Source organism: Kosakonia sp. N21, assembly GCF_050587465.1.
In the GTDB taxonomy this organism is placed as follows: Bacteria; Pseudomonadota; Gammaproteobacteria; order Enterobacterales; family Enterobacteriaceae.
This window is the reverse complement of record NZ_JBOBHR010000009.1, coordinates 41,194-63,291: the sequence shown is the minus strand read 5'-3', so window position 1 is coordinate 63,291 and position 22,098 is coordinate 41,194. Positions and strand designations below refer to the sequence as shown.

The window sequence follows — 22,098 nt, the reverse complement described above, 5'->3', positions numbered from 1 at the left end:
AAGACTGTACACTCCCCTCATCAACTGACCTGAGAGGAAGACCACCATGTTCGATCAACGCACAACCCCTTATGCTGCTCTGCTGATGCGCCTGGCGCTGGGTATTCTGTTTCTGGCGCATTTCAGCCTGAAGTTTTTCGCGTTTACCCCAGCGGGCACGGCAAAATTCTTTGCGTCTCTGGGTCTGCCCGGCTGGCTGGCCTACGTCACGATGACCGTTGAACTGCTGGGCGCGATTGCCCTGATCCTCGGTGTCTACACGCGTGTTGTGGCAATCGTGCTGATCCCTATCCTGCTTGGCGCTATTTTTACCGTACACGGTCCGGCGGGCTTCTTCTTCACCAACCCGAACGGTGGCTGGGAATTCCCGGCATTCTGGATCGTGGGTCTGCTGGTGCTGGCATTAACCGGCGACGGTAAATTCGCGCTGAAGCCCACCACGCGACAGAGCTAACGGAGGTTATATGCTGATTGAGGGTAAATGGACAGCGGACTGGCACCCTGTACAAGCCACCGACGAGAAAGGCGGCTTTGTGCGCCAGACCTCCAGCTTTCGCCACTGGGTCACGCCGGACGGGTCGGCTGGCGTCACCGGCAACGGTGGTTTTCAGGCCGAACCGGACCGCTATCACCTGTATGTAGCGCTGATCTGCCCGTGGGCGTCCCGTACGCTGATTGCCCGTAAACTGAAAGGGCTGGAAGCGGTCGTCAGCGTGTCCGTGGTCGAACCCTGGCTGCTGGACGAAGGCTGGCATTTCGGTGATTACCCCGGCGCTGATCGCGATACGCTCAATCAGGCGGAGTGGCTGCATCAGCTTTACACCCGCACCGACGCCAAATTTACCGGGCGCGCAACGGTGCCGGTGCTGTGGGACAAGCAAACCCACACCATTGTGAATAACGAGTCGGCCGATATTGTGCGCATGTTTAACAGCGGCTTTGGCGAGCTGGCAAACCAGACGCTTGATCTCTATCCGCTGCCTCTGCGCGATGAGATCGACCGCCTGAACGCGGAGATCTACCCGAATCTCAACAATGGGGTTTATCGCGCCGGTTTTGCCACCACGCAGGTCAGTTATGAAGAAGCGGTCAGCGATGTCTTCAGGCAACTGGATAAACTGGAAAGCCACCTTGCGCAGCGCCCGTTTCTTTGTGGCGAGCAGTTAACGGAAGCCGATATCCGCCTGTTCGTGACGCTGGTGCGCTTTGATGCCGCCTATCACGGGCTGTTTAAATGCAACCTGCGTAAGCTCGCGGAATACACACACCTGGACCGCTATCTGCGCCAGATGCTGGCATACCCCGGCATTCGCGAGACGGTGAATATCGATCACATTAAGCAGGGCTACTACTCCATCAAAGCCCTCAACCCTAACGGCATCGTCCCGCAAGGGCCGGATTTGAGCGCTTATGGGCTCTGACAGGAAGCGATGATGAAAAAATTGATTGTGCTGTTACACGGCGTCGGCAGCAGCGGCGACGACTTACGCGGTCTGGGGAAATACTGGTCGCAGACGCTGGGCGATGTGCTGGTGGCTTCGCCGGACGGGCCGTCGCGCTTTGATATGGGACCGGGTTTCCAGTGGTTTAGCGTTAACGGCATCACCGAAGAGACGCGCGCAGGGCGTATTGCTGATGCGCGCGCGGCATTCAATGCCACCCTCACTGGGTTGCTCGAAAAGCATGATGTGCAGCCAGGCAGAGACAAACTGGTGCTGGCGGGCTTCTCTCAGGGAGCCATTATGTCGCTGGACGCGCTGGTTAATGGCCAGTGGCCGCTGGCGGCGGTGGTCGCCTTTTCCGGTCGTCTCGCCTCCGCCCGGCCGTGGCAGCCAGCAAGCAACACCCCGGTGCTGTTGGTGCACGGGATGAGCGATCCGGTGATCAACTGGAAAGAGAGTGAGCGCGCCGCCGCAGAGCTTGGGGAAGCGGGTATCGATGTCGATACCTATTTTGAACCCGGCGTGCCGCATACCCTCACCGCCAATGGCGCAATGAAAGCCGCCAGTTTCCTGCAACCCCTGCTTAACCGCGTAGATTAACGCGTGACGGGATGCCGCCCGGGCATCCCTGTATTACGCCACCAGTTGCTGCATGACCTGGATAAAGGCAGAAGTAATACGTGCTTCGTGCACATGCCGCCCCTCTTCAATCACCCAGCGTCCTCCCGTCATGACCCTTTTTATCGGGTTGGCTGCACAGGCAAAAATCCAGCGGTTCAGCCGTTCGCGATCGCCGGCAGTGGCCAGGAAAGGATCGCGGCTATCCAGCAGCAGCATATCTGCACGCTCGCCTGTCGCCAGTTGGCCGATTGGCTGACCCAACGCTCTGCGCCCGCCCTGCAACGCCCCCTGATACAGCACATTACCGATATAGGGTTCGTCGGGCAGATGCAGAAGATTGCGCCGCCGCTGATTCAGGCGTTGCCCGTACTCAAACCAGCGCAGATCTTCCGTGACGCTGACGCTAATATGGCTGTCGGAGCCAATCCCCCAGGCACCGCGCCGGGTAAGATAATCCGCGCCGGGGAAAATACCGTCGCCAAGATTGGCCTCTGTGGTCAGACACAGGCCCGCCACCGCACCGGACGTAGCCATCATGCGCGTCTCTTCCGGCGTCACGTGCGTCGCATGGATCAGGCACCAGTGTTCATCTACCGGTTGATGGCGGTACAGCCACTCCACCGGGCGCAAGCCGGACCAGGCGACGCAGTCATCCACCTCTTTTTGCTGTTCAGCGACGTGAATATGCACCGGCTGTTTTTGCGGGCTGGCGTCGAGCACCGTCTGCATCTGTTCCGGCGTCACCGCCCGCAGTGAATGGAAGCACAGCCCGGTACGCTGCATCGGTTCGCTGGCAAGCTGCGCGGTGAGCGTTTCATGCAGCGCCAGATAGCCTTCGGTGTCATGAAGAAAACGACGCTGCCCGGCGGACGCCGCCTGCCCGCCAAAACCGGAATAGCTGTAGAGCACCGGCAGTAGCGTTAACCCGATGCCTGCGGTTTTGGCCGCCTGTGAAATACGCAGCGCCAGTTCTGCGCGTTGCGCGTAAGGTTTGCCGCCGCGATCGTGGTGTAAATAGTGAAACTCCGCCACCGAGGTATAACCGGCTTTCAGCATTTCGATGTACAGATAGCTGGCAATCACTTCCAGTTGTTCCGGGCTGATTTTATCCACCAGCCGGTACATCAAATCCCGCCATGTCCAGAAGCTGTCCGCCGGATCGCCCACCACTTCGGTCAGCCCCGCCATTGCGCGCTGAAAGGCGTGCGAGTGCAGATTCGGCATTCCCGGCACCAGAAAACCCTCCAGCCGGATGTCGTCATCACCCGGCTGACTGTCGCTTTCCAGCGCACCGATCATGCCCTGTGCTGAAACCGTGATCCTGACATTATTTGCCCAACCTTGCGGCAACAGTGCTTTTGCCGCGAAATAGACCGCCATATCCCCTCTCCGCGCAGACATTCACAAGATGTATATACATGTTTATATATATACATCCAATAGGGGGTAGAGTAAACTTTATCACTCATCAGGTGAGGATAGCGTAATGGCGCAAAGCGACGTGTTTAAAGCAGTGGCTGAAGAAGGGCATCTGGATCAGCCCGCCCCTTTCTATGAAAGGGTAAAAAGCATGATCAAAACCAATGTTCACAGCGGTGTCTGGCCGGTTAATTTCCGCGTGCCGTCCGAAAGTGAACTGGTTAGCCAGTTCGGCTATAGCCGCATGACCATTAACCGCGCCCTGCGCGAGCTGACCGCCGAAGGCCTGCTGGTGCGTATGCAGGGCGTCGGCACCTTTGTCGCCGAAGTACGCGGGCAGTCTGCGCTGCTGGAAATCAATAACATCGCCGATGAGATTATCAGCCGTGGTCATCGCCACCACGCCCGGGTGCTTGAACTGACCCAGTTGCATGCCGATGCCCAGCAAGCGCTGGCGTTTAACCTGCCAAAAGGCAGCCGCCTGTTCCACTCGCTGATCTGCCATTACGAAAACGGCGTACCGGTGATGCTGGAAGACCGGCTGGTGAATGCGCTGATTGTGCCGGACTATCTGCAACAGGATTTTACCCGCATCACCCCGAACGCCTATCTCTCCTCCATCGCGCCGATTGTGGAAGGGGAACACATTATCGAGGCGGTCAACGTGCCCCGTACGGAGTGCGCGTACCTGGAAATCGATGAGCACACTCCTTGCTTACAGGTCAATCGCCGCACCTGGACCGGTCGCCAGGACAAAAAAATCGTCACCAGCGTGCGGCTGGTCTACCCTGGCCCGCGCTACCGGCTGGAAGGAAGCATGCGCAAATGACCGTGCTGCTGCCCTACGCCGACTATGCACAGATGCGCTGGAAAAACGGCCAGGGCGTGACCCGTGAAGTGTGTCGTTTTCCCGGAAGCGAAGCGTACGACTGGCGCGTATCGGTCGCCACCATTCGCGAGAACGGTGCGTTCTCGCGTTTCTCTGGCTACCTGCGAAATATCAGCGTGCTGGAAGGCGACGGCATGTTCCTCACCCTGGACGGCCAGCGCAGCGCATTGATCCCCCCTTTTCAGGCAACGGATTTTAACGGCGACAGCGACACATACTGCGAAGTAGTCGGTGGGCCGCTGCTGGATTTCAATGTTATCTACAACCCGCAAACCACACAGGCCGCCGTTCGCTGGGCGCGCGCTGGAGAGTGGACGCACCCGCAAGGCACCCTGCTGCTGTTTAACGCCGGTGACGTGCTGGATGTCACCGTTAACGCGCAGTTATTTACCTTGCAGCATTACGACAGCCTGTTGATCGATGCTCCGGCAACCCTCACGGTCGACGCAGGCGCAGACACGCTTTTCGCCTGCGTAACGCTCCTCCCCCGCTAATCGCGACGCTGGCGTTTATCCATTGTCGGCGTCGCTAATCAGCGCGCAAAGCTGGCGGCTCAACTCACCGCTGGCAATCAGATCGCGCACCGCGTGCATATCCGGATAGAGCGCCGTATCCGTTTCACGAAACGCCACCCGCTCACGCACCTGCGCCAACGTTAACTCCGTGCCAACGGATGCCCGCAGCGGGCGGTGGAACTCAATCGCCTGGCAGGCGCACAGCAGTTCAATCGCCACAATATCCACCGCGTTCGCCACTGCTTGCCGCGCCTTACGCGCCGCCGACACGCCCATGCTGATATGATCTTCCTGCCCGGCGCAGGTCGATACCGTGTGCACACTGGCGGGCGCAGCCAGGCTACGGTTATCCCCGGCGAGCGCGGCAGCGACATACGGCGGGATCATCATCCCGGAATTGGCGCCGCTTTTGCCCACCAGAAACGCGGGCAGACCGCTGAGATGTACGTTAGTGATACGGTCTGAACGTGCCTGCGAGGCGGTACTGAGCTGGGCAATCGCCACCGCCAGCGCATCCAGCGCCAGTGCCAGCGGCGCGCCATGCCCGTTGCCGCCCGGCAACGTCACCAGTGCATCCGCTTCGATTAAAAATACCGGGTTATCGGTGACCGAATTAAGTTCAGTGGTCACGATATGGCGGCAATGCGCCAGTTGATCACGTACCGCGCCGTGGATCTGCGGAATGCAACGCAGGCTGAGCGCATCCTGCACCCGATGGTCGCGGTAATGTTGAAGAATGTCGCTTCCCTGCAATAAGCGGCGCAAAATGCGCGCCGTTTCCTGCTGCCCGTCATGGGGGCGTAGCGCATGCAGCCGTGCATCGTAGCCGCGCGTGTTGCCTTTCAACGCTTCAAGGCACATGCCGCCCGCCATATCCGCGACCGGCAGCAACTGTTCAAAATCCCGCACCGCCAGGCAGGCCAACGCGGTGATTTCGTACGTGCCGCTGATCAGCGCATGCCCTTCACGCGGGCCAGGGATTCGGGGCGGGATCCCCGCCTTTGCCAGCGCATCAGCGGAAGGCAGTAACTGCCCCTCATACCAGCACTGCCCTTCGCCAAACAGGGATAAACCGATATGCGCGGTGGCAATCAGATAGCCAACGGATCCACCTGCCGGAGACCACGGAGTCAGCTGCCGGTTCAGCATTAGCGCCATCCGCTGCGCCAGTTCAGCACTGACGCCGCTGCATCCTTGCAGCAACGATTTCAGCATCACCGCCATCATCGCCCGCACTTCCCGCACCGACAGATCCGCCCCCATGCCACAGGCATGACTGCGCAACATATTAAGTTGCATGCTGGCAATCTGATCCGCAGAGAGACGTTCAGTCACCAGATCTCCCACGCCGGTCGTCAGGCCATAGATCACGTCGCCACGGGTAATGGCGTTGTGAATATACCCGCTGACCGTATCCATGTGCGACAGCGCATCAGGATCCAGCGCCACTGGCGCGCCATCGGCAATGCGCACCAGTTCATCAAGGGTCGTGGCGGCCCGGCCTAATGTCACCGCATCTGTCTGTTGCGCGGAAGAAAGGGTAATTGTCGTCATTTTGCTGCCGTTCCTTACTTGCTCAGTTGGTGTTTAACCAGCCACTGGTGCGCCACATCGTCAATGCTGGCGAACTCAGCAAGCTGTTCATTCATGGCAATCAGATCCTCGGTCGTCAATTGAGCGGAGATCGTGTTCAGCGTGCTCTGAATGGTCGGGTTCAGCGTGGCGCTGGCGACGATGGGAACAATATTCTGCGCTGCAAACAGGTGTTTGGGATCATCAAGCGCCACCAGGTGATCTTTTTTGATCTCCGGCGTAGTGGAGGTGAGATCCGCGACCTGGATCTGGTTGTTTTTCAGGGCGGTCAGCGTCAACGGACCGGCAACATCCAGCACTTTAAAGCTTTTGAAATTCAGGCCGTAGACCTCGCGCAGACCGGGAACGCCTTCATGGCGGGTTTTCCACTCCGCCGGGCCGCCAAGCACCAGTTCACCGGCAATCGGCTTCAGATCGTCGATGGTTTTCAGTTTGTACTTGTCGGCGGTCTTTTTCGTCACCGCAAGCACATCACTGTTCTGCGCCGCGGAGGTGTTCAGCATGCTGACATTTTTCGGCAGTTTCGTGGCCAGCGCTGTTGCCACCTCTTCAGAGCTGTGCGCGGTATTTTTCGCATCCAGATAGCTCAGCAGCGCGCCGCTGTACTCCGGGATTACGTTGATAGAGCCATCAAGCAGCGCCGGAATATAGACTTCGCGGCTGCCGATATTGAGTTTTTTCTCTACCGGAATGTTCTGCGCTTCCAGCGCCCCGGCGTAAATGGTCGCCAGCAACTGGTTTTCCGGAAAATCCGCCGAGCCGATAATGACTTTCTGACCGGCGTCCGCAGCCCAGACAGAAGAAGCGACAGACAGCAGTGCGGCACTGAGCAACATAAGAGAGCGTTTCTGAACATTCATCGTATTAACCTTCTGTTATTAAAGGACTACTGGTTGTGGGTACGCCGGGAGATGCCTGGTGACACCATCACTTTCCCGGCGAGCGAAAATAAGAGATCAATCATCAGTGCCAGCAGCGCGACGAGGATCGCGCCGGCGGTCATTTGGGCGAAGTCATTCGCCGCTCTACCATCGATGATCAGCCGCCCGAGGCCGCCAAGCGACACATACGCCGCGATGGTCGCGGTAGAGACGATTTGCAGCGCCGCGCTGCGAATACCGGAGAGGATCAGCGGCGCAGCGCAGGGTAACTCCACCTGCATCAGCACCTGCAACGGGGTCAGGCCAATGCCTTTCGCTGCATCGTGCACGCCCGGATCCACCGAGCGAATACCCGCATGCACGCCCAGCGCCACCGGAGGCAACGCCAGAACCACCAGCACAATGATGCAAGGCAGTACAAAGGCCATATCCGATTCGAAATAGCCCGCCAGCAGGATCACCAGCAAGATAATCAGACCAAACGAGGGCAGCGAGCGCAGGGCGTTCGTTGTGCCAATTAACAGCGCTTCCCCTTTGCCGGTATGCCCGGTATAGCAACCCACCGGGAAAGCAATGGCGATGGCGAATGCCAGCGCCGCTGCGCTATAGCCCACATGCTGTAACAGCAGAGGCGCAATGCCATCATCGCCGTACCAGTGGCTGGGATCGAAAAACCATTCAGACATTGCTCATCCCCTTTTAGGTTGCCAGCGGCTCAAGACGCGGGTTGTCGCCACGACCAGCGCATCAAGCACCAGCGCCAGCATGATACACAGCGCAATACCGGCGATAATCGGCGTGAGAAACTGCAACTGAAAACCCTGCGTAAACAGCGACCCCAACTGCGGCGCGCCAATCAGCGCCGCCACGGAGACAATACTGACGTTGGACACCACCGCGACGCGCAGACCCGCACCAATCACCGGTACGGCAAGCGGCAGATCGATTTGCAGGAACTGTTGCAGCGGTGTGTAGCCCAGCGCATAAGCAGACTGCCGGGTCTCAGTGGAGACCGAATCCAGCCCGTCGCACACCGTCCTGACCAGCAGCGCAAAGCTGTAAATGGTCAGCGCCACCACCACGTTGAGCGGATCGAGGATTTGCGTATTCAGCAATGGCGGCAACAGCACAAACAGCGCCAGCGACGGAATGGTGTACAGCAGGCCAAAAAGATTGAGGATCATCGCTTTGACGCCCGGCAGGCTGTGCACCGCCCAGCCAACCGGAACGGCCAGTAGCAGCCCTATCATGATTGGCGTAATCGACAAGTAGCAGTGCCACAACAGCAGTGAGAGGATTCGGTCGCTCTGCGCCCACAGCCAGTCAAACCTCATAGCGCCTCCTGCGTCAGCGACTTGCAGGCATCCAGCACCTTTTCCAGCGACAGCGATCCCACCGGTCGGTGCTGTTCGTCAACCACCACAGCGCGATGACAGGGAGAGCTTAACGCCGAGTCCAGCAACTGACGCAGCGTGCCGCCCTGTGGCGAAAAGGTAGCGCCCAGGTTGATGTTTTCCGGAGCAATAATCTCTACCTGCTGGTGAGTGTCGAACCAGCCACAGGCTTTGCCCTGCTGCGTGACCAATAACCAGCGTTGCGCGCTGGCGGCGCACGCTTGTGAAAGGGATGCGCCCATTTCAATGGCAGGTTCCGCCTGAAGCGCAGGCAGTGGCCCGGAAGCGTGAAAACTGAGTTTGCGATAGCCGCGATCGCGGCCAATAAAGTCCGCCACAAATTCGCTTTGCGGCGCATTCAGCAATTCCCCGGGCGTCGCCAGTTGCGCCAGCTTGCCGCCGGGTTTCAAAACCGCCACGCAGTCCCCCAGCTTCATCGCTTCATCAATGTCGTGGGTGACCATAATAATGGTCTTGCTCACCGCCTTCTGAATGCGCAGAAACTCCTCCTGCAACTGTTCGCGCACCACCGGGTCGACTGCGCTGAAGGGTTCATCCATCAGCATAAATTCCGGGTCAGCGGCCAGCGCACGGGCCACGCCAACGCGCTGTTGTTGCCCGCCGGAGAGCTGCCACGGGTAACGTTTTGCCAGTTGCGACGCCAGCCCGACCACCTCCAACAGTTCCCCCGCTCTGGCTCTGGCTTTGCTTTTGGTCGCACCGTTAAGGATGGCGGTAGTGGCGATGTTATCGAGGATAGTTTTATGCGGAAACAGCCCGGCATTCTGGATGACGTAACCAATGCGTCGACGCAGTTGCACCACATCCATTTGCGCGGTGGATTCACCGTTCAGCAAAATGGTGCCGGAAGAGGGTTCCACCAGCCGGTTGATCATCCGTAATGAGGTGGTTTTTCCGCAGCCGGACGGCCCCACCAGTACGGTAATTTTCCCTCCCGGCGCAACCAGGTTCAGGCCATCCACCACGACGGTGCCGTCGTCATAATGCTTGGTCACATTATTGAAAGTAATCATCGCTACGCCTTATGGTCATCATGTGCCGCCAAAGAACAGGGCCGGGTAACAGGCCGTATGTATATCCTTGTATGTACAACTTGCAAGCCATGTGCCATAACGTCATTGCAACAATCCCGCATTCAAATAAAAAAACATAAAAACATAAGGTTAAATCAACAAAAGCGTTCAGAGTCCGTGGAAAAAGGTCTATTCACCTGCGTTGCCATCAGCACCCGGTTCGCTTTTCTTGCACCTGAATTGCTCACAAATCTCCTCGTCACGCACAATAACGGTGCAGGAAAACAGCAACAAATCAGGCTGATAAACGCACACCAATAAAAAGTACGTTTTTAACAGGCTGTTTTTACTCGAAAATAAATAAAATGATCAAAGTGGCACCGTATGTGCTTATCATGTATATACAAGATACTGCAAAATGATATCGCCATTTCAGCGAGCATTTATTCCGCTAGCCAACAGAGAAGGTAAACCGCATGAGTAGTGAATTTTCCCGTTATCGTGATGTTGAAATCAGGGCGCCGCACGGCACAACATTGAATGCAAAAAGCTGGCTGACGGAAGCCCCGCTGCGCATGTTGATGAATAATCTGGATCCTGACGTCGCGGAAAATCCCAAAGAACTGGTGGTCTACGGGGGAATTGGTCGTGCGGCGCGTAACTGGGAGTGCTTCGATAAAATGGTTGAGGCGCTGAAACAGCTCAATGACGATGAAACGCTGCTGGTGCAGTCCGGCAAACCGGTGGGCGTGTTTAAAACCCATACGAATGCTCCCCGGGTGCTGATCGCCAACTCCAACCTTGTTCCCCATTGGGCGAACTGGGAACACTTTAATGAACTGGATGCCAAAGGGCTGGCGATGTACGGGCAGATGACCGCCGGATCCTGGATCTATATTGGCAGCCAGGGGATCGTGCAGGGCACCTACGAAACCTTCGTGGAAGCGGGTCGCCAGCACTATAACGGTTCACTGAGCGGGCGTTGGGTACTGACCGCGGGACTGGGCGGCATGGGCGGTGCGCAGCCGCTGGCAGCCACGCTGGCTGGCGCCTGTTCACTGAACATTGAGTGCCAGCAGTCGCGTATCGATTTCCGTCTGCGCACCGGCTATGTGGACGAGCAGGCAAGCGATCTGGATGATGCGCTGGCGCGAATTCATCGCTATACCCGCGAGGGCAAAGCGGTTTCCGTTGCGCTGCACGGCAACGCAGCAGAGATATTGCCAGAGCTGGTTAAACGCGGTGTGCGCCCGGATCTCGTCACCGATCAAACCAGCGCCCACGATCCACTGAACGGCTATCTGCCCATCGGCTGGCAGTGGGAAACCTACCGCGAACGCGCGAAAACAGAGCCTGCGCAGGTGATCCAGGTGGCAAAAGCCTCTATGGCGGAGCATGTGAAAGCGATGCTCGCCTTCCAGCAGCAGGGCATTCCCACGTTTGATTATGGCAATAACATCCGCCAGATGGCGAAAGAGATGGGCGTCAGCAACGCGTTCGACTTTCCTGGTTTTGTGCCCGCCTATATTCGCCCGCTGTTTTGCCGGGGGATCGGCCCGTTCCGTTGGGCGGCGCTGTCCGGCGATCCGCAAGATATCTATCGTACCGATGAAAAGGTGAAAGCGCTGATTCCCGACGATGCACACCTGCACCGCTGGCTGGATATGGCGAAAGAGCGCATCAGTTTCCAGGGCTTGCCGGCGCGTATCTGCTGGGTTGGTCTGGGGCAGCGCGCGAAGCTGGGGCTGGCCTTTAACGAAATGGTCAGACGTGGCGAAGTTTCCGCGCCGATTGTCATTGGCCGCGACCACCTCGATTCAGGTTCCGTCGCCAGCCCTAACCGGGAAACGGAGTCGATGAAAGATGGCTCTGATGCCGTTTCCGACTGGCCGCTGCTGAATGCATTGCTGAATACCGCCAGCGGCGCGACCTGGGTCTCTCTGCACCACGGCGGCGGGGTGGGTATGGGCTTTTCCCAACATTCCGGAATGGTGGTGGTATGTGACGGCACAGATGAAGCCGCAGAGCGTATTGCCCGCGTGCTGCATAACGATCCGGCGACAGGCGTGATGCGCCATGCGGATGCGGGCTACGATTCGGCCATTGCCTGCGCCAACGAACACGGTCTCAACCTGCCGATGATTTCTGGGTCATGATTTAAAGGCGCGGTAACCACCGCGCACTATCATCACGGGAGAACGCTTATGCGTACTTTATGGCGCCATTGTCAGATTGCCACCATGGTGGACGGGCAATATAACCTGATAACCGGGGCAGCCATGCTGACCGATGGCCCGCAGATTGTATGGCTGGGCAAAGAGGGAATGCAGCCGGAAGGATCGGTGGATAATGACGTGGATCTGCATGGACATCTGGTTACGCCTGGGCTGATTGATTGCCACAGCCATAGCGTGTTTGGCGGCAACCGCAGCCAGGAGTTTGAGATGCGGCTCAACGGGGCGAGCTATGCAGAGATTGCGGCAGCAGGCGGCGGCATTATCAGCACCGTCAATGCCACCCGTCACGCCGATCAACAGCAACTGCTGGACAGCGCCCGCAAACGCATTGACGCACTGCGCAAAGACGGCGTCACGGCGCTGGAGATCAAGTCCGGCTACGGCCTCAGTTTTGCCGATGAGCGCAAAATGTTGCAGGTGATCCGTATGCTGGCTGACGAGATGCCGTTGACCCTTTTCAGCACCTGTCTTGCCGCGCATGCGTTGCCGGCGGAGTACACGCACCGTGCTGATGAGTACATCGACGACATCTGCCAGCGCTGGTTACCCGATTTGCACGCAGAAGGACTGGTGGATGCGGTAGACGCCTTTTGCGAACATCTGGCTTTCTCCCCCGAACAGGTGGAGCGCGTGTTCCGCAAGGCGCAACAGTTGGGCTTACCGGTGAAACTGCATGCGGAGCAACTTTCGTTGCTGCATGGCGCAGGGCTGGCGGCCCGCTACAACGCCCTTTCGGCCGATCATCTGGAGTACCTGTGCGAAGAGGATATTGCGCTGATGGCGCAACACGGCACCACGGCGGTACTGCTACCAGGCGCGTTCTACTTTTTACGCGAGCAGCAACAGCCGCCCGTGGCACTGCTGCGTCAGTACCGGGTGCCGATGGCCATTTCCAGCGACCTGAACCCCGGCACGTCTCCGGTGTTATCCCTGCGACTGATGATGAACATGGCCTGCACCCTGTTCCGTCTGACACCGGAAGAGGCGCTGGCGGGGGTGACCTGCCATGCAGCCCGCGCGTTAGGTATCAGTGCGCATTGCGGTACGTTACAGGCAGGTAAAGAGGCCAGTTTTGTGGCGTGGGACGTCGATCATCCGGCGGAACTGAGCTACTGGCTGGGCGGCACGTTATCCAAACGGGTGATCTACAAGGGGGAGGAAGTCTGGCATGATTAACGGGTTCGAATTACATCAGGGCACGCTGCCGTTGCTGGTGAGTATGCCGCACCCCGGCACACAACTGACGCCGGAGATCGCCGCCGCGCTGACGCCCCGTGCGCAGCGGCTGGAAGATACCGACTGGCACATTCCTCGGCTTTATCAGCCCATTCGCGCGCTGGGCGCGAGCGTACTGAGCGCAAACTACTCCCGCTATGTGGTGGATTTAAATCGCCCGGCCGACGATAAACCCCTGTACAGCACGGCCACCACCGGCCTGTTCCCGGCCACGTTCTTTGACGGTGAACCATTGTTTAATGCCGGGCAAGCGCCGGATGAGGCGATGAAAGCCGCAATTTTGCAGCACCTGTGGCAGCCTTATCATCAGGCGCTGATGCAGGAGCTGACAAGGCTGCGCGACACTTTCGGTTATGCCTTGTTATGGGATGCACATTCGATCAAGTCGGTGGTGCCGCGCCTGTTCGACGGTAAGCTGCCGGATCTCAATTTTGGGACGGCCGATGGCGCAAGCTGTGCGCCGGATCTGAGTGCCGCATTGCTGGCGCGCTGTGAGGCGTTTCCGCACTACACGAAGGTGTTAAATGGCCGCTTTAAAGGCGGTTATATCACTCGCCACTATGGTGACCCGCAGCAGCACATTCATGCGGTGCAGCTTGAAGTTGCGCAATGCTGCTACATGGATGAGGAGCGATTTACCTGGTCAGAAGAGAAGAGCGAGCGGTTCCGGGAGTTACTGAGCGCGCTGATCAACACCGCGCTGGAGTGGGGCGAGCGGCATCTGCGCCGCTAAGAAAAAAGGGATGCTGCGCGCATCCCTTTTTTTTTGTGCATCAGGCTTCGATATCGGCCATATCGCCTTTTTCCTGCAGCCAGTTGCGCCTGTCTTCCGAACGCTTTTTGGCCAGCAGCATATCCATGGTCGCGTTGGTTTGCTGCTCATCTTCATCACTGATAATAAGCTGCACCAGGCGGCGGGTATTCGGGTCGAGCGTCGTTTCACGCAGTTGCATCGGGTTCATTTCGCCCAGCCCTTTAAAGCGCTGCACGTTCGGTTTGCCCTTTTTGCGTTTTAACTGCTCCAGCACGCCGGTTTTCTCTTCTTCCGTCAGCGCGTAATAGACCTCTTTGCCGAGATCGATACGGTACAGCGGCGGCAGCGCCACATGAACGTGACCGTTTTTCACCAGCGCGCGGAAGTGTTTGACGAACAGCGCGCACAGCAGCGTGGCAATGTGTAAACCGTCGGAGTCCGCATCCGCGAGAATACAGATCTTGCCGTAGCGCAGTTGGCTGAGATCGTCGCTGTCCGGATCGATGCCGATCGCCACTGAAATATCGTGCACTTCCTGAGAGGCAAGGACTTCGTCGGAAGAAACTTCCCAGGTGTTCAGGATCTTCCCTTTCAGCGGCATGATCGCCTGATATTCGCGATCGCGCGCCTGCTTGGCGGATCCGCCTGCGGAGTCCCCTTCCACCAGGAACAGCTCAGTACGGCTCAAATCCTGCGCGGTGCAGTCTGCCAGCTTGCCCGGTAACGCCGGACCGCTGGTCAGTTTCTTACGCACCACTTTTTTGGCGGCGCGCATACGGCGCTGCGCGCTGGAGATTGCCATTTCCGCCAGCAGTTCCGCCAGCTGGATATTCTGGTTCAGCCACAGGCTGAACGCGTCCTTCACCACGCCGGAAACAAATGCGGCGCACTGACGGGACGATAAACGCTCTTTGGTCTGCCCGGCGAACTGCGGATCCTGCATTTTTACCGACAGCACATACGCGCAGCGATCCCAGATATCTTCAGCGGAGAGCTTCACACCGCGCGGCAGAATATTGCGGTATTCGCAGAACTCGCGCATGGCGTCCAGTAACCCCTGACGCAGGCCGTTAACGTGCGTGCCGCCCTGCATGGTCGGGATCAGGTTAACGTAGCTTTCCGTCAGCAGTTCGCCGCCTTCCGGCAGCCACAGCAGCGCCCAGTCCACCGCTTCTGTCTCAGCGGAGAAAGTGCCAATAAAGGGTTTTTCCGGCAGCGTCGGCAGGCCGTTAACCGCCTCGCACAGGTAGTCGTTGAGACCATCCTGGTAACACCAGCGCTGCTCGGCGTTGTTCACTTCATCTTTGAAGGTGATTTCCACGCCCGGGCACAGCACCGCTTTGGCCTTCAGCAAATGCGTCAGGCGGGAGACGGAGAAACGTGGGCTATCGAAGAAAGATTCATCCGGCCAGAAGTGGACGCTGGTACCGGTATTGCGTTTACCGCAGGTGCCGATGACCTGCAAATCCTGCACTTTTTCGCCGTTTTCAAAGGCGATGCTATAGACCTGCCCATCACGCCTGACGGTCACTTCCACGCGGCGGGACAGGGCGTTCACCACCGAAATCCCGACGCCGTGCAGACCACCGGAGAACTGGTAGTTTTTATTGGAGAATTTACCGCCCGCATGCAGACGACAGAGGATCAGTTCAACGGCCGGGACACCCTCTTCCGGGTGGATATCCACCGGCATGCCGCGCCCGTCGTCGATAACTTCCAGCGACTGATCCGCATGCAGGATCACGTCCACGCGCTTCGCGTGGCCCGCCAGCGCTTCATCCACGCTGTTATCAATAACTTCCTGCCCCAGATGGTTAGGGCGCGTGGTATCGGTGTACATCCCCGGACGGCGGCGAACCGGCTCAAGCCCGGTGAGTACCTCTATGGCATCAGCGTTATAGGATTGCGTCATGGTTTGTTCGTAGATAGTGACCGCATCGTTTCCTGGTTAGCTCAACACAGCCCAAGGAACTCGATAATCTGTGTGAAATGATTCTCAAAGCCTACAAAGGCATGGTTTCCGCCCTCTTCCACAGTCTGGCGGCATGCGTCGTAATATGCCACAGCCTGGCGGTAATCCAGCACTTCGTCCCCGGTTTGTTGCAGCAGCCAGATAAGGTCCGGCGCTTCGAGCGGGTCAACTTGCATCACTTTGAGCTCGTAAATATGGCGAGACTCTAGCACATATTGTTGCCCCGTGTAGGGGTTCTCGTTATTGCCGAGGAAATCCGCCAGCAATTCAAAGGGCCGCACCGCCGGATTGACCACCACCGCTGGCAACATAAAACACTGCGAAAGCCAGGTTGCAAAATAGCCGCCCAGCGACGAGCCTACGATGCCAAGCTGTTTACCGCCTTGCGCCATCACCAGTGATTCAACCAGTTCCGCCGCCGCCGCAGGGTAAGGCGGCAATTGCGGCACAATGACGTCGATCTCCGGGTGGTGTTGCGCCAGCCACTGCGAAAGCTGCGTCGCCTTGGCGGAACGCGGCGAGCTGTTAAAGCCATGCAAATAGAGAAGCGTAGACATCAGTACCCTTCCGACGCCGTGTCCGGGCTGAATTTCGTGCTTTGCAGGCGGCAAACTTCCGTGTGCAGGGTGCCGTCGGCGTGCAGGTCCAGCCAGCGCCAGCCTGGCGCGATGGTATCCAGCGTGAAATTGGCGCAGTGCGGCTTGAACTGAACGCAGGTTGACGGCGTCGCCAGCAGGCGGCGGCCATTCCAGTCGAGATCCAGTTCCTGATGAATATGCCCGCACAGCAGATGCCGTACTTTCGGGAAATGCTGCAACACATTGTTAAGCTCAGCGGCATTGCGCAGGCTGTGCTGATCGAGCCAGCTACATCCTGAGGGCAACGGATGATGATGCAGTAGCAGCAAGGTGTGCCGATCCGGACTGGCGGCAAGCTTTTGCTCAAGCCAGTCAAGTTGGAACTCACTGAGCTCACCGTGCGGGACGCCGAACACCTGGCTGTCGAGCAGCAGGATTTGCCAGCTATCACCAACGAAAACACGTTTCGCCGGCGAGATCCCCGCATCTTGCAGCGCGCTGTACATAGCAGGTTGAAAATCATGGTTGCCCGGCAGCCAGACGCAGGGCGCGTTAAAGCTTGCGATGCCTTCAGCAAAGTGCTGATAAGCCGCAGCGGTATGATCCTGCGCCAGGTCGCCGGTGGCGACGATAAGATCGCATCCGCGCTGCTGAGCTTTAATCGCGTCCAGTACCGCCTGGTAGCTCTCCCAGGTATTCACCCCTAACAGCGTTTCATGCTTTTCGGCAAACAGGTGAGAGTCAGTAATTTGTAATATCCTGACCCTGGCCTCACCAGCCAGAGAAAGGTTTAACAGGCTTTCCAAATGGTGTCCTTAGGTTTCACTACGCTAACAAACCGGAATCGCCATTGCTCCATGTGCTAAACAGTAACGTAGCCAGTCGGCCAGAAACTGATTAATTTGATGCTTTTCGTCGCGTTGATGCAACTTTTTATTCGGATAATCATAACGCGCTTTAAAACGAAAGATCTGCTGGCTCGAACACACTTCAGCCACCATGGCGTCGTGGTAGAGGCGCACCGTCATTGAAGGCAGGCTCCAGTAGCTCACGGCAGGCGCAGTCTGTTCAATTTCCACCAGCGTAGTGTAGCGGGTGGATTCGACTATCGTTAACCGGTACTGTGCGTTGGTCACCTGATAGCTTACCGCTTCGCCCGCCGCATCATTACGCGGTAACAGGCGGCGCAACTGGGCGAAATTGGTCTCGCACAGGCGCATCATTTCAGGAAAGTCAGGTGTGTAACGCTTCATTTTTTCCACTCGTTTTTTAAGCTCTCATGATGCAGTTGCAGCCATTGCAAGGCGATGACAGACGCTGCGTTGTCGATTTTCCCCTCTTCTACCCACTGGTAAGCCTGTTCCCGGCTCACCACCTGAACACGAATATCTTCGTTTTCATCCACCAGGCCATGGATCCCTTCGGCCTGCGTGGCGTCCACTTCGCCAACCAATACGGATGAGCGCTCGCTGGTGCCGCCAGGGCTTGCCAGATAACTCAATACTTTTTTCACGCGGCCAACGTGCAGACCCGCTTCTTCTATTGCTTCCCGTCGCGCGACCTCTTCATCGGTTTCGCCTTCTTCAATCATTCCGGCGATCATCTCCAGCAACCACGGGCTTTCACTGGTATCTATCGCGGCAATGCGGATCTGTTCAATCAGCACCACTTCGTCGCGCACTGGGTCAAAGGGTAGCAAGACTGCGGCGTGGCCGCGTTCAAAAATTTCACGACGCACTTCACCGCTCATTCCGCCATTAAATAAGCGGTGGCGAAAACGGTATAATTCCAGCGAAAAAAAACCGCTATACAGCGTTTCCCGTGCAATAATTTCTACATCGTTTTTTGTGAAAGTCACTGCAGATGATATTGACTTACTCATTGGCGGTATCTCATGAAAAATAATGATCAAACTGTGGATTTCAAGCCTGTTTAGCGAACGTTTCAAGCGCTATGTGATAGATTGGGGCAAATTTCCGCCAATGGCACGTTACGCCAAGCTTTAGCGCCACTAATCTCTGGTAGAATCGGCGAATATTTTTCCAATTTAGACCAGCGCTAGTACTGCTTCACAACAAGGAATGCAAATGAAGAAATTGCTCCCCCTCCTTATCGGCCTGAGTTTGACCGGTTTCAGCGCCATGAGCCAGGCAGAAAACCTGCTGCAGGTTTACCAGCAGGCGCGTTTAAGCAACCCCGATCTCCGTAAATCCGCAGCCGATCGCGATGCGGCGTTTGAAAAGATCAACGAAGCGCGCAGCCCGTTACTGCCGCAACTCGGTTTGGGTGCAGATTACACTTACAGCAATGGCTACCGTGACAGCAAGGGTGTGAACTCAAACGTCACCAGCGCCTCTCTCCAGTTAACGCAAACCATTTTCGATATGTCGAAATGGCGCGCGCTGACCTTACAGGAAAAAACAGCGGGTATTCAGGATGTCACCTGGCAGACCGATCAACAAACGCTGATCCTGAACACGGCTACCGCTTATTTTAACGTGTTGAGCGCCATTGATACGCTTTCCTACACTGAAGCGCAGAAACAGTCGATCTATCGTCAGTTGGATCAAACCACCCAGCGTTTCAACGTTGGCCTGGTGGCGATCACCGACGTGCAAAACGCCCGTTCGCAGTACGATACCGTACTGGCTAACGAAGTGACCGCCCGTAATAGCCTCGATAACGCGATTGAATCGCTGCGTCAGGTGACTGGCAACGAGTACCCGGAGCTGGCGTCGCTGAACATCGATAATTTCAAAACGGAAAAACCGCAGCCGGTTAACGCCCTGCTGAAGGAAGCGGAAAGCCGCAACCTGTCGCTGTTGCAGGCGCGTCTGAATCAGGATCTGGCGCGTGAGCAAATCCGCCAGGCGCAGGACGGCCATCTGCCGACGCTGGATTTAACCGCCTCAACCGGCGTGTCGAATACCTCTTACAGTGGCTCAAAAACCAATAACAGCACGCAGTATAACGATAATGACGCAGGCCAGAACAAAGTCGGCCTGAGCTTCTCTCTGCCGCTGTATCAGGGCGGTCAGGTGAACTCACAGGTGAAACAGGCACAATACAACTTTGTGGGTTCCAGTGAGCAACTGGAAAGCACGCATCGCACCGTTGTGCAGACCGTGCGTTCCTCGTTTAACAACGTGAATGCCTCCATCAGCAGCATCAACGCTTACAAACAAGCGGTGGTGTCCGCCCAGAGTTCTCTGGATGCGATGGAAGCCGGTTACTCCGTCGGTACGCGCACCATTGTGGATGTGCTGGATGCAACCACCACGCTGTATAACGCCAAACAGCAGCTTTCCAGCGCGCGTTATAACTACCTGATCAACCAGCTTAACATTAAGTCTGCGCTGGGTTCGTTGAACGAACAGGATCTGGTTGCGCTGAACAACGCGTTGGGTAAATCCATTTCCACGTCACCGGAAAGCGTTGCGCCGGAAAACGCGGAGCAGGCCGCCGCCGTTGATAACTTTAACGGCAACGCACAACCCGCCGCCGTACGCACCAGCACTAAGCGTTAATCGCTGTTTTCTTCGCTTTTCCACAACGGGGGCGCACAGCCCCCGTTTTTACGTAAGGCAACGTAAAGGCCTCCCCTCCTTGCTTTCACTTCCCCCCCTCATCCTCTATCCTGATCGTCTGTTTATGCCTTTGGGGTCCACAGGAAGATAAAAATGAAACGGACAAAAAACATTCAACATGCGACGTTCCGCAAAAGCTGGAGCGCACGTCATCTGACACCTGTTGCGCTGGCAGTTACCGCCGTATTTATGCTGGCGGGCTGTGAGAAAAGCGACGAAACGGTTTCTCTGTACCAAAATGCCGATGATTGCTCGTCGGCGAATCCGGGTAAAAGTGCCGAGTGCACCACGGCCTACAATAATGCACTGAAAGAAGCGCAACGCACCGCGCCGAAATACGCCACGCGTGAAGATTGCGTCGCCGAATTTGGTGAAGGGCAATGCCAGCAAACGCCGGTACAGGCAGGCACCGCGCCGGAAAACCAGGCACAAGCGCAGTCCAGCGGCAGCTTCTGGATGCCGCTGATGGCGGGTTATATGATGGGGCGTCTGATGGGCGGTGGCGCCGGGTTTGCTCAGCAGCCGCTGTTCAGTTCGCGCAACCCGGCAAGCCCGGCCTACGGTCAGTACACCGACGCCTCCGGTAAAGGCTACGGCGCAGCACAGCCGGGCCGCACCATGACCGTGCCGAAAACCGCGATGGCACCGAAACCGGCGACCACCACCACCGTGACACGCGGCGGTTTTGGCGAATCGGTGGCGAAACAGAACACCATGCAGCGTCGCGTTAGCGGCACGCCAACCCGCTCAATGGGCGGCTGATCGTCATGGAAAGAGTCACCATTACCGAGCGCCCGGACTGGCGCGAAAAAGCCACCGAATACGGTTTCAATTTTCATACTATGTACGGCGAACCCTACTGGTGTGAAGACGCGTATTACAGGCTGACGCTTGCCCAAGTCGAGAAGCTGGAAGACGTGACCGCGGAGCTGCACCAGATGTGCCTGAAAGTGGTGGAAAAGGTCGTTGCCAGCGATGCGCTGATGGCGAAGTTCCGCATTCCGAAGCACACCTGGGGTTTTGTGCGCCAGTCATGGGCGACGCACCAACCGTCGCTCTATTCTCGTCTCGATTTAGCCTGGGATGGCGTAGGTGAACCGAAGCTGTTGGAGAATAACGCCGATACGCCAACATCACTGTACGAAGCCGCCTTCTTTCAGTGGATCTGGCTGGAAGATCAGCTCAATGCCGGGCAGTTGCCGGAAGGCAGCGATCAATTTAACAGCCTGCAAGAAAAGCTGATTGCGCGTTTTGCCGAGCTGCGTGAGCAGCACGGTTTCCAGTTACTGCATTTCGCCTGCTGCCGCGATACCGTTGAAGATCGCGGTACGGTGCAGTATTTGCAGGATTGCGCAGCGGAAGCGGAGCTGGCAACGGATTTTCTCTATATCGAGGATATTGGTCTTGGGGAAAAAGGCCAGTTCAGCGATCTGCAGGATCAGGTTATCGGCAATCTGTTCAAGCTCTATCCGTGGGAATTTATGCTGCGTGAAGTCTTCTCCACCAAGCTGGAAGACGCGGGTGTACGCTGGCTGGAACCGGCATGGAAGAGCATCATTTCCAATAAAGCGCTGCTGCCGATGTTATGGGAAATGTTCCCGGATCATCCGAATCTGTTGCCCGCGTATTTCGCTGAAGATCCGCACCCGGAAATGGAAAAATACGTCGTTAAGCCGATTTTCTCCCGCGAAGGCGCAAATGTGTCGATCATAGAGAATGGCAAAACGCTGGAATCCGTTGAAGGGCCGTACGGCGAAGAGGGTATGATTGTGCAGCAGTTCTGCCCGCTGCCGAAATTTGGCGACAGCTATACCCTGATTGGCAGCTGGCTTATCAACGATCAGCCTGCCGGGATTGGCATCCGCGAAGACCGGGCGCTGATCACCCAGGATCTGTCGCGCTTTTATCCCCATATCTTTGTTGAATAAGCGAAAACCCGGCCATCC

At 57.2% G+C, this 22,098-nt stretch carries 22 protein-coding genes; 11 read left to right on the top strand and 11 right to left on the bottom strand.

Annotation, left to right across the window (positions count from 1 at the left end; translation table 11 throughout):
- Window positions 1-46: 46 nt before the first annotated feature.
- The 3 genes from ACQ3G7_RS19815 to ACQ3G7_RS19805 are packed head-to-tail and all read left to right on the top strand — an operon-like array spanning window position 47 to window position 2,042.
- Window positions 47-454 (top strand): DoxX family protein, encoded by a 408-nt coding sequence (locus ACQ3G7_RS19815; RefSeq protein WP_263099273.1) that lies wholly within the window; start codon window positions 47-49, stop codon window positions 452-454.
- A gap of 10 nt (window positions 455-464) precedes the next feature.
- On the top strand, window positions 465-1,421 hold the full coding sequence (locus ACQ3G7_RS19810) for a glutathione S-transferase family protein (RefSeq protein ID WP_430891491.1): 957 nt from the start codon (window positions 465-467) through the stop codon (window positions 1,419-1,421).
- A gap of 9 nt (window positions 1,422-1,430) precedes the next feature.
- A complete protein-coding gene (locus ACQ3G7_RS19805) occupies window positions 1,431-2,042 on the top strand; it encodes an alpha/beta hydrolase (protein ID WP_430891489.1) in 612 nt (203 codons plus the stop codon).
- A gap of 33 nt (window positions 2,043-2,075) precedes the next feature.
- On the opposite strand, the gene ACQ3G7_RS19800 is transcribed toward ACQ3G7_RS19805, so the two are convergent.
- A complete protein-coding gene (locus ACQ3G7_RS19800) occupies window positions 2,076-3,443 on the bottom strand; it encodes a formimidoylglutamate deiminase (protein WP_430891487.1) in 1,368 nt (455 codons plus the stop codon).
- Window positions 3,444-3,549: 106 nt separating this feature from the next.
- On the opposite strand from ACQ3G7_RS19800, the gene hutC reads away from it, so the two are divergent.
- Both hutC and ACQ3G7_RS19790 read left to right on the top strand, forming a co-directional pair.
- Complete coding sequence (hutC, locus tag ACQ3G7_RS19795; RefSeq protein ID WP_263099269.1) at window positions 3,550-4,311, top strand: histidine utilization transcriptional repressor HutC; 762 nt, start codon at window positions 3,550-3,552, stop codon at window positions 4,309-4,311.
- Window positions 4,308-4,865: a HutD/Ves family protein gene (locus ACQ3G7_RS19790; protein WP_430891484.1), complete on the top strand. Its 558-nt coding sequence runs from the start codon at window positions 4,308-4,310 to the stop codon at window positions 4,863-4,865. Before hutC ends, ACQ3G7_RS19790 begins: the two co-directional genes overlap by 4 nt.
- A 15-nt stretch (window positions 4,866-4,880) precedes the next feature.
- On the opposite strand, the gene ACQ3G7_RS19785 is transcribed toward ACQ3G7_RS19790, so the two are convergent.
- Genes ACQ3G7_RS19785 through ACQ3G7_RS19765 form a run of 5 tightly spaced genes read right to left on the bottom strand, consistent with a single transcriptional unit; the run spans window position 4,881 to window position 9,788 of the window.
- On the bottom strand, window positions 4,881-6,440 hold the full coding sequence (locus ACQ3G7_RS19785; protein ID WP_430891482.1) for an HAL/PAL/TAL family ammonia-lyase: 1,560 nt from the start codon (window positions 6,438-6,440) through the stop codon (window positions 4,881-4,883).
- 14 nt (window positions 6,441-6,454) lie between these two features.
- On the bottom strand, window positions 6,455-7,339 hold the full coding sequence (locus ACQ3G7_RS19780; RefSeq protein WP_430891480.1) for an ABC transporter substrate-binding protein: 885 nt from the start codon (window positions 7,337-7,339) through the stop codon (window positions 6,455-6,457).
- 26 nt (window positions 7,340-7,365) lie between these two features.
- Entirely contained in the window at window positions 7,366-8,046 is a 681-nt protein-coding gene (locus tag ACQ3G7_RS19775; RefSeq protein ID WP_430891478.1) for an ABC transporter permease, read from the bottom strand.
- Window positions 8,047-8,049: 3 nt separating this feature from the next.
- Window positions 8,050-8,694 carry an ABC transporter permease gene (locus tag ACQ3G7_RS19770; protein WP_430891476.1) on the bottom strand — a complete coding sequence of 215 codons (645 nt, stop codon included), beginning with the start codon at window positions 8,692-8,694 and terminating at the stop codon, window positions 8,050-8,052.
- Window positions 8,691-9,788, bottom strand: a complete 1,098-nt coding sequence (locus ACQ3G7_RS19765; RefSeq protein WP_430891474.1) for an ABC transporter ATP-binding protein — start codon at window positions 9,786-9,788, stop codon at window positions 8,691-8,693. Before ACQ3G7_RS19765 ends, ACQ3G7_RS19770 begins: the two co-directional genes overlap by 4 nt.
- A gap of 476 nt (window positions 9,789-10,264) precedes the next feature.
- Between ACQ3G7_RS19765 and hutU the strand changes: the two genes are divergently transcribed.
- The 3 genes from hutU to hutG are packed head-to-tail and all read left to right on the top strand — an operon-like array spanning window position 10,265 to window position 13,994.
- Window positions 10,265-11,944, top strand: coding sequence for a urocanate hydratase (gene hutU, locus ACQ3G7_RS19760; protein ID WP_430891472.1), 1,680 nt, complete (start codon window positions 10,265-10,267; stop codon window positions 11,942-11,944).
- Window positions 11,945-11,992: 48 nt separating this feature from the next.
- Window positions 11,993-13,201, top strand: a complete 1,209-nt coding sequence (hutI, locus tag ACQ3G7_RS19755; protein ID WP_430891470.1) for an imidazolonepropionase — start codon at window positions 11,993-11,995, stop codon at window positions 13,199-13,201.
- Complete coding sequence (hutG, locus tag ACQ3G7_RS19750; protein ID WP_430891468.1) at window positions 13,194-13,994, top strand: N-formylglutamate deformylase; 801 nt, start codon at window positions 13,194-13,196, stop codon at window positions 13,992-13,994. The genes hutI and hutG overlap by 8 nt, the downstream gene beginning before the upstream one ends.
- A gap of 40 nt (window positions 13,995-14,034) precedes the next feature.
- Here the strand turns inward: hutG and parE are convergent, their stop codons facing one another.
- The 5 genes from parE to nudF are packed head-to-tail and all read right to left on the bottom strand — an operon-like array spanning window position 14,035 to window position 18,447.
- Complete coding sequence (gene parE, locus ACQ3G7_RS19745; RefSeq protein ID WP_263099259.1) at window positions 14,035-15,927, bottom strand: DNA topoisomerase IV subunit B; 1,893 nt, start codon at window positions 15,925-15,927, stop codon at window positions 14,035-14,037.
- 41 nt (window positions 15,928-15,968) lie between these two features.
- Window positions 15,969-16,544: an esterase YqiA gene (gene yqiA, locus ACQ3G7_RS19740; protein WP_263099258.1), complete on the bottom strand. Its 576-nt coding sequence runs from the start codon at window positions 16,542-16,544 to the stop codon at window positions 15,969-15,971.
- Complete coding sequence (gene cpdA / locus ACQ3G7_RS19735; protein ID WP_430891465.1) at window positions 16,544-17,371, bottom strand: 3',5'-cyclic-AMP phosphodiesterase; 828 nt, start codon at window positions 17,369-17,371, stop codon at window positions 16,544-16,546. The genes yqiA and cpdA overlap by 1 nt, the downstream gene beginning before the upstream one ends.
- Before the next feature lie 24 nt (window positions 17,372-17,395).
- Window positions 17,396-17,818 carry a DUF1249 family protein gene (locus ACQ3G7_RS19730; RefSeq protein ID WP_263099256.1) on the bottom strand — a complete coding sequence of 141 codons (423 nt, stop codon included), beginning with the start codon at window positions 17,816-17,818 and terminating at the stop codon, window positions 17,396-17,398.
- Window positions 17,815-18,447: an ADP-ribose diphosphatase gene (nudF, locus tag ACQ3G7_RS19725; protein WP_263099255.1), complete on the bottom strand. Its 633-nt coding sequence runs from the start codon at window positions 18,445-18,447 to the stop codon at window positions 17,815-17,817. The genes ACQ3G7_RS19730 and nudF overlap by 4 nt, the downstream gene beginning before the upstream one ends.
- A gap of 205 nt (window positions 18,448-18,652) precedes the next feature.
- Here nudF and tolC point away from each other — a divergent pair, with 205 nt between their 5' ends.
- The 3 genes from tolC to ACQ3G7_RS19710 all read left to right on the top strand — a co-directional run bounded on the left by tolC (window position 18,653) and on the right by ACQ3G7_RS19710 (window position 22,080).
- A complete protein-coding gene (tolC, locus tag ACQ3G7_RS19720; protein WP_430891463.1) occupies window positions 18,653-20,092 on the top strand; it encodes an outer membrane channel protein TolC in 1,440 nt (479 codons plus the stop codon).
- A 153-nt stretch (window positions 20,093-20,245) separates the two neighbouring features.
- Window positions 20,246-20,914, top strand: coding sequence for a DUF1190 family protein (locus ACQ3G7_RS19715; RefSeq protein ID WP_430891461.1), 669 nt, complete (start codon window positions 20,246-20,248; stop codon window positions 20,912-20,914).
- A 5-nt stretch (window positions 20,915-20,919) separates the two neighbouring features.
- Window positions 20,920-22,080 carry a glutathionylspermidine synthase family protein gene (locus tag ACQ3G7_RS19710; RefSeq protein ID WP_430891459.1) on the top strand — a complete coding sequence of 387 codons (1,161 nt, stop codon included), beginning with the start codon at window positions 20,920-20,922 and terminating at the stop codon, window positions 22,078-22,080.
- Window positions 22,081-22,098: the final 18 nt, after the last annotated feature.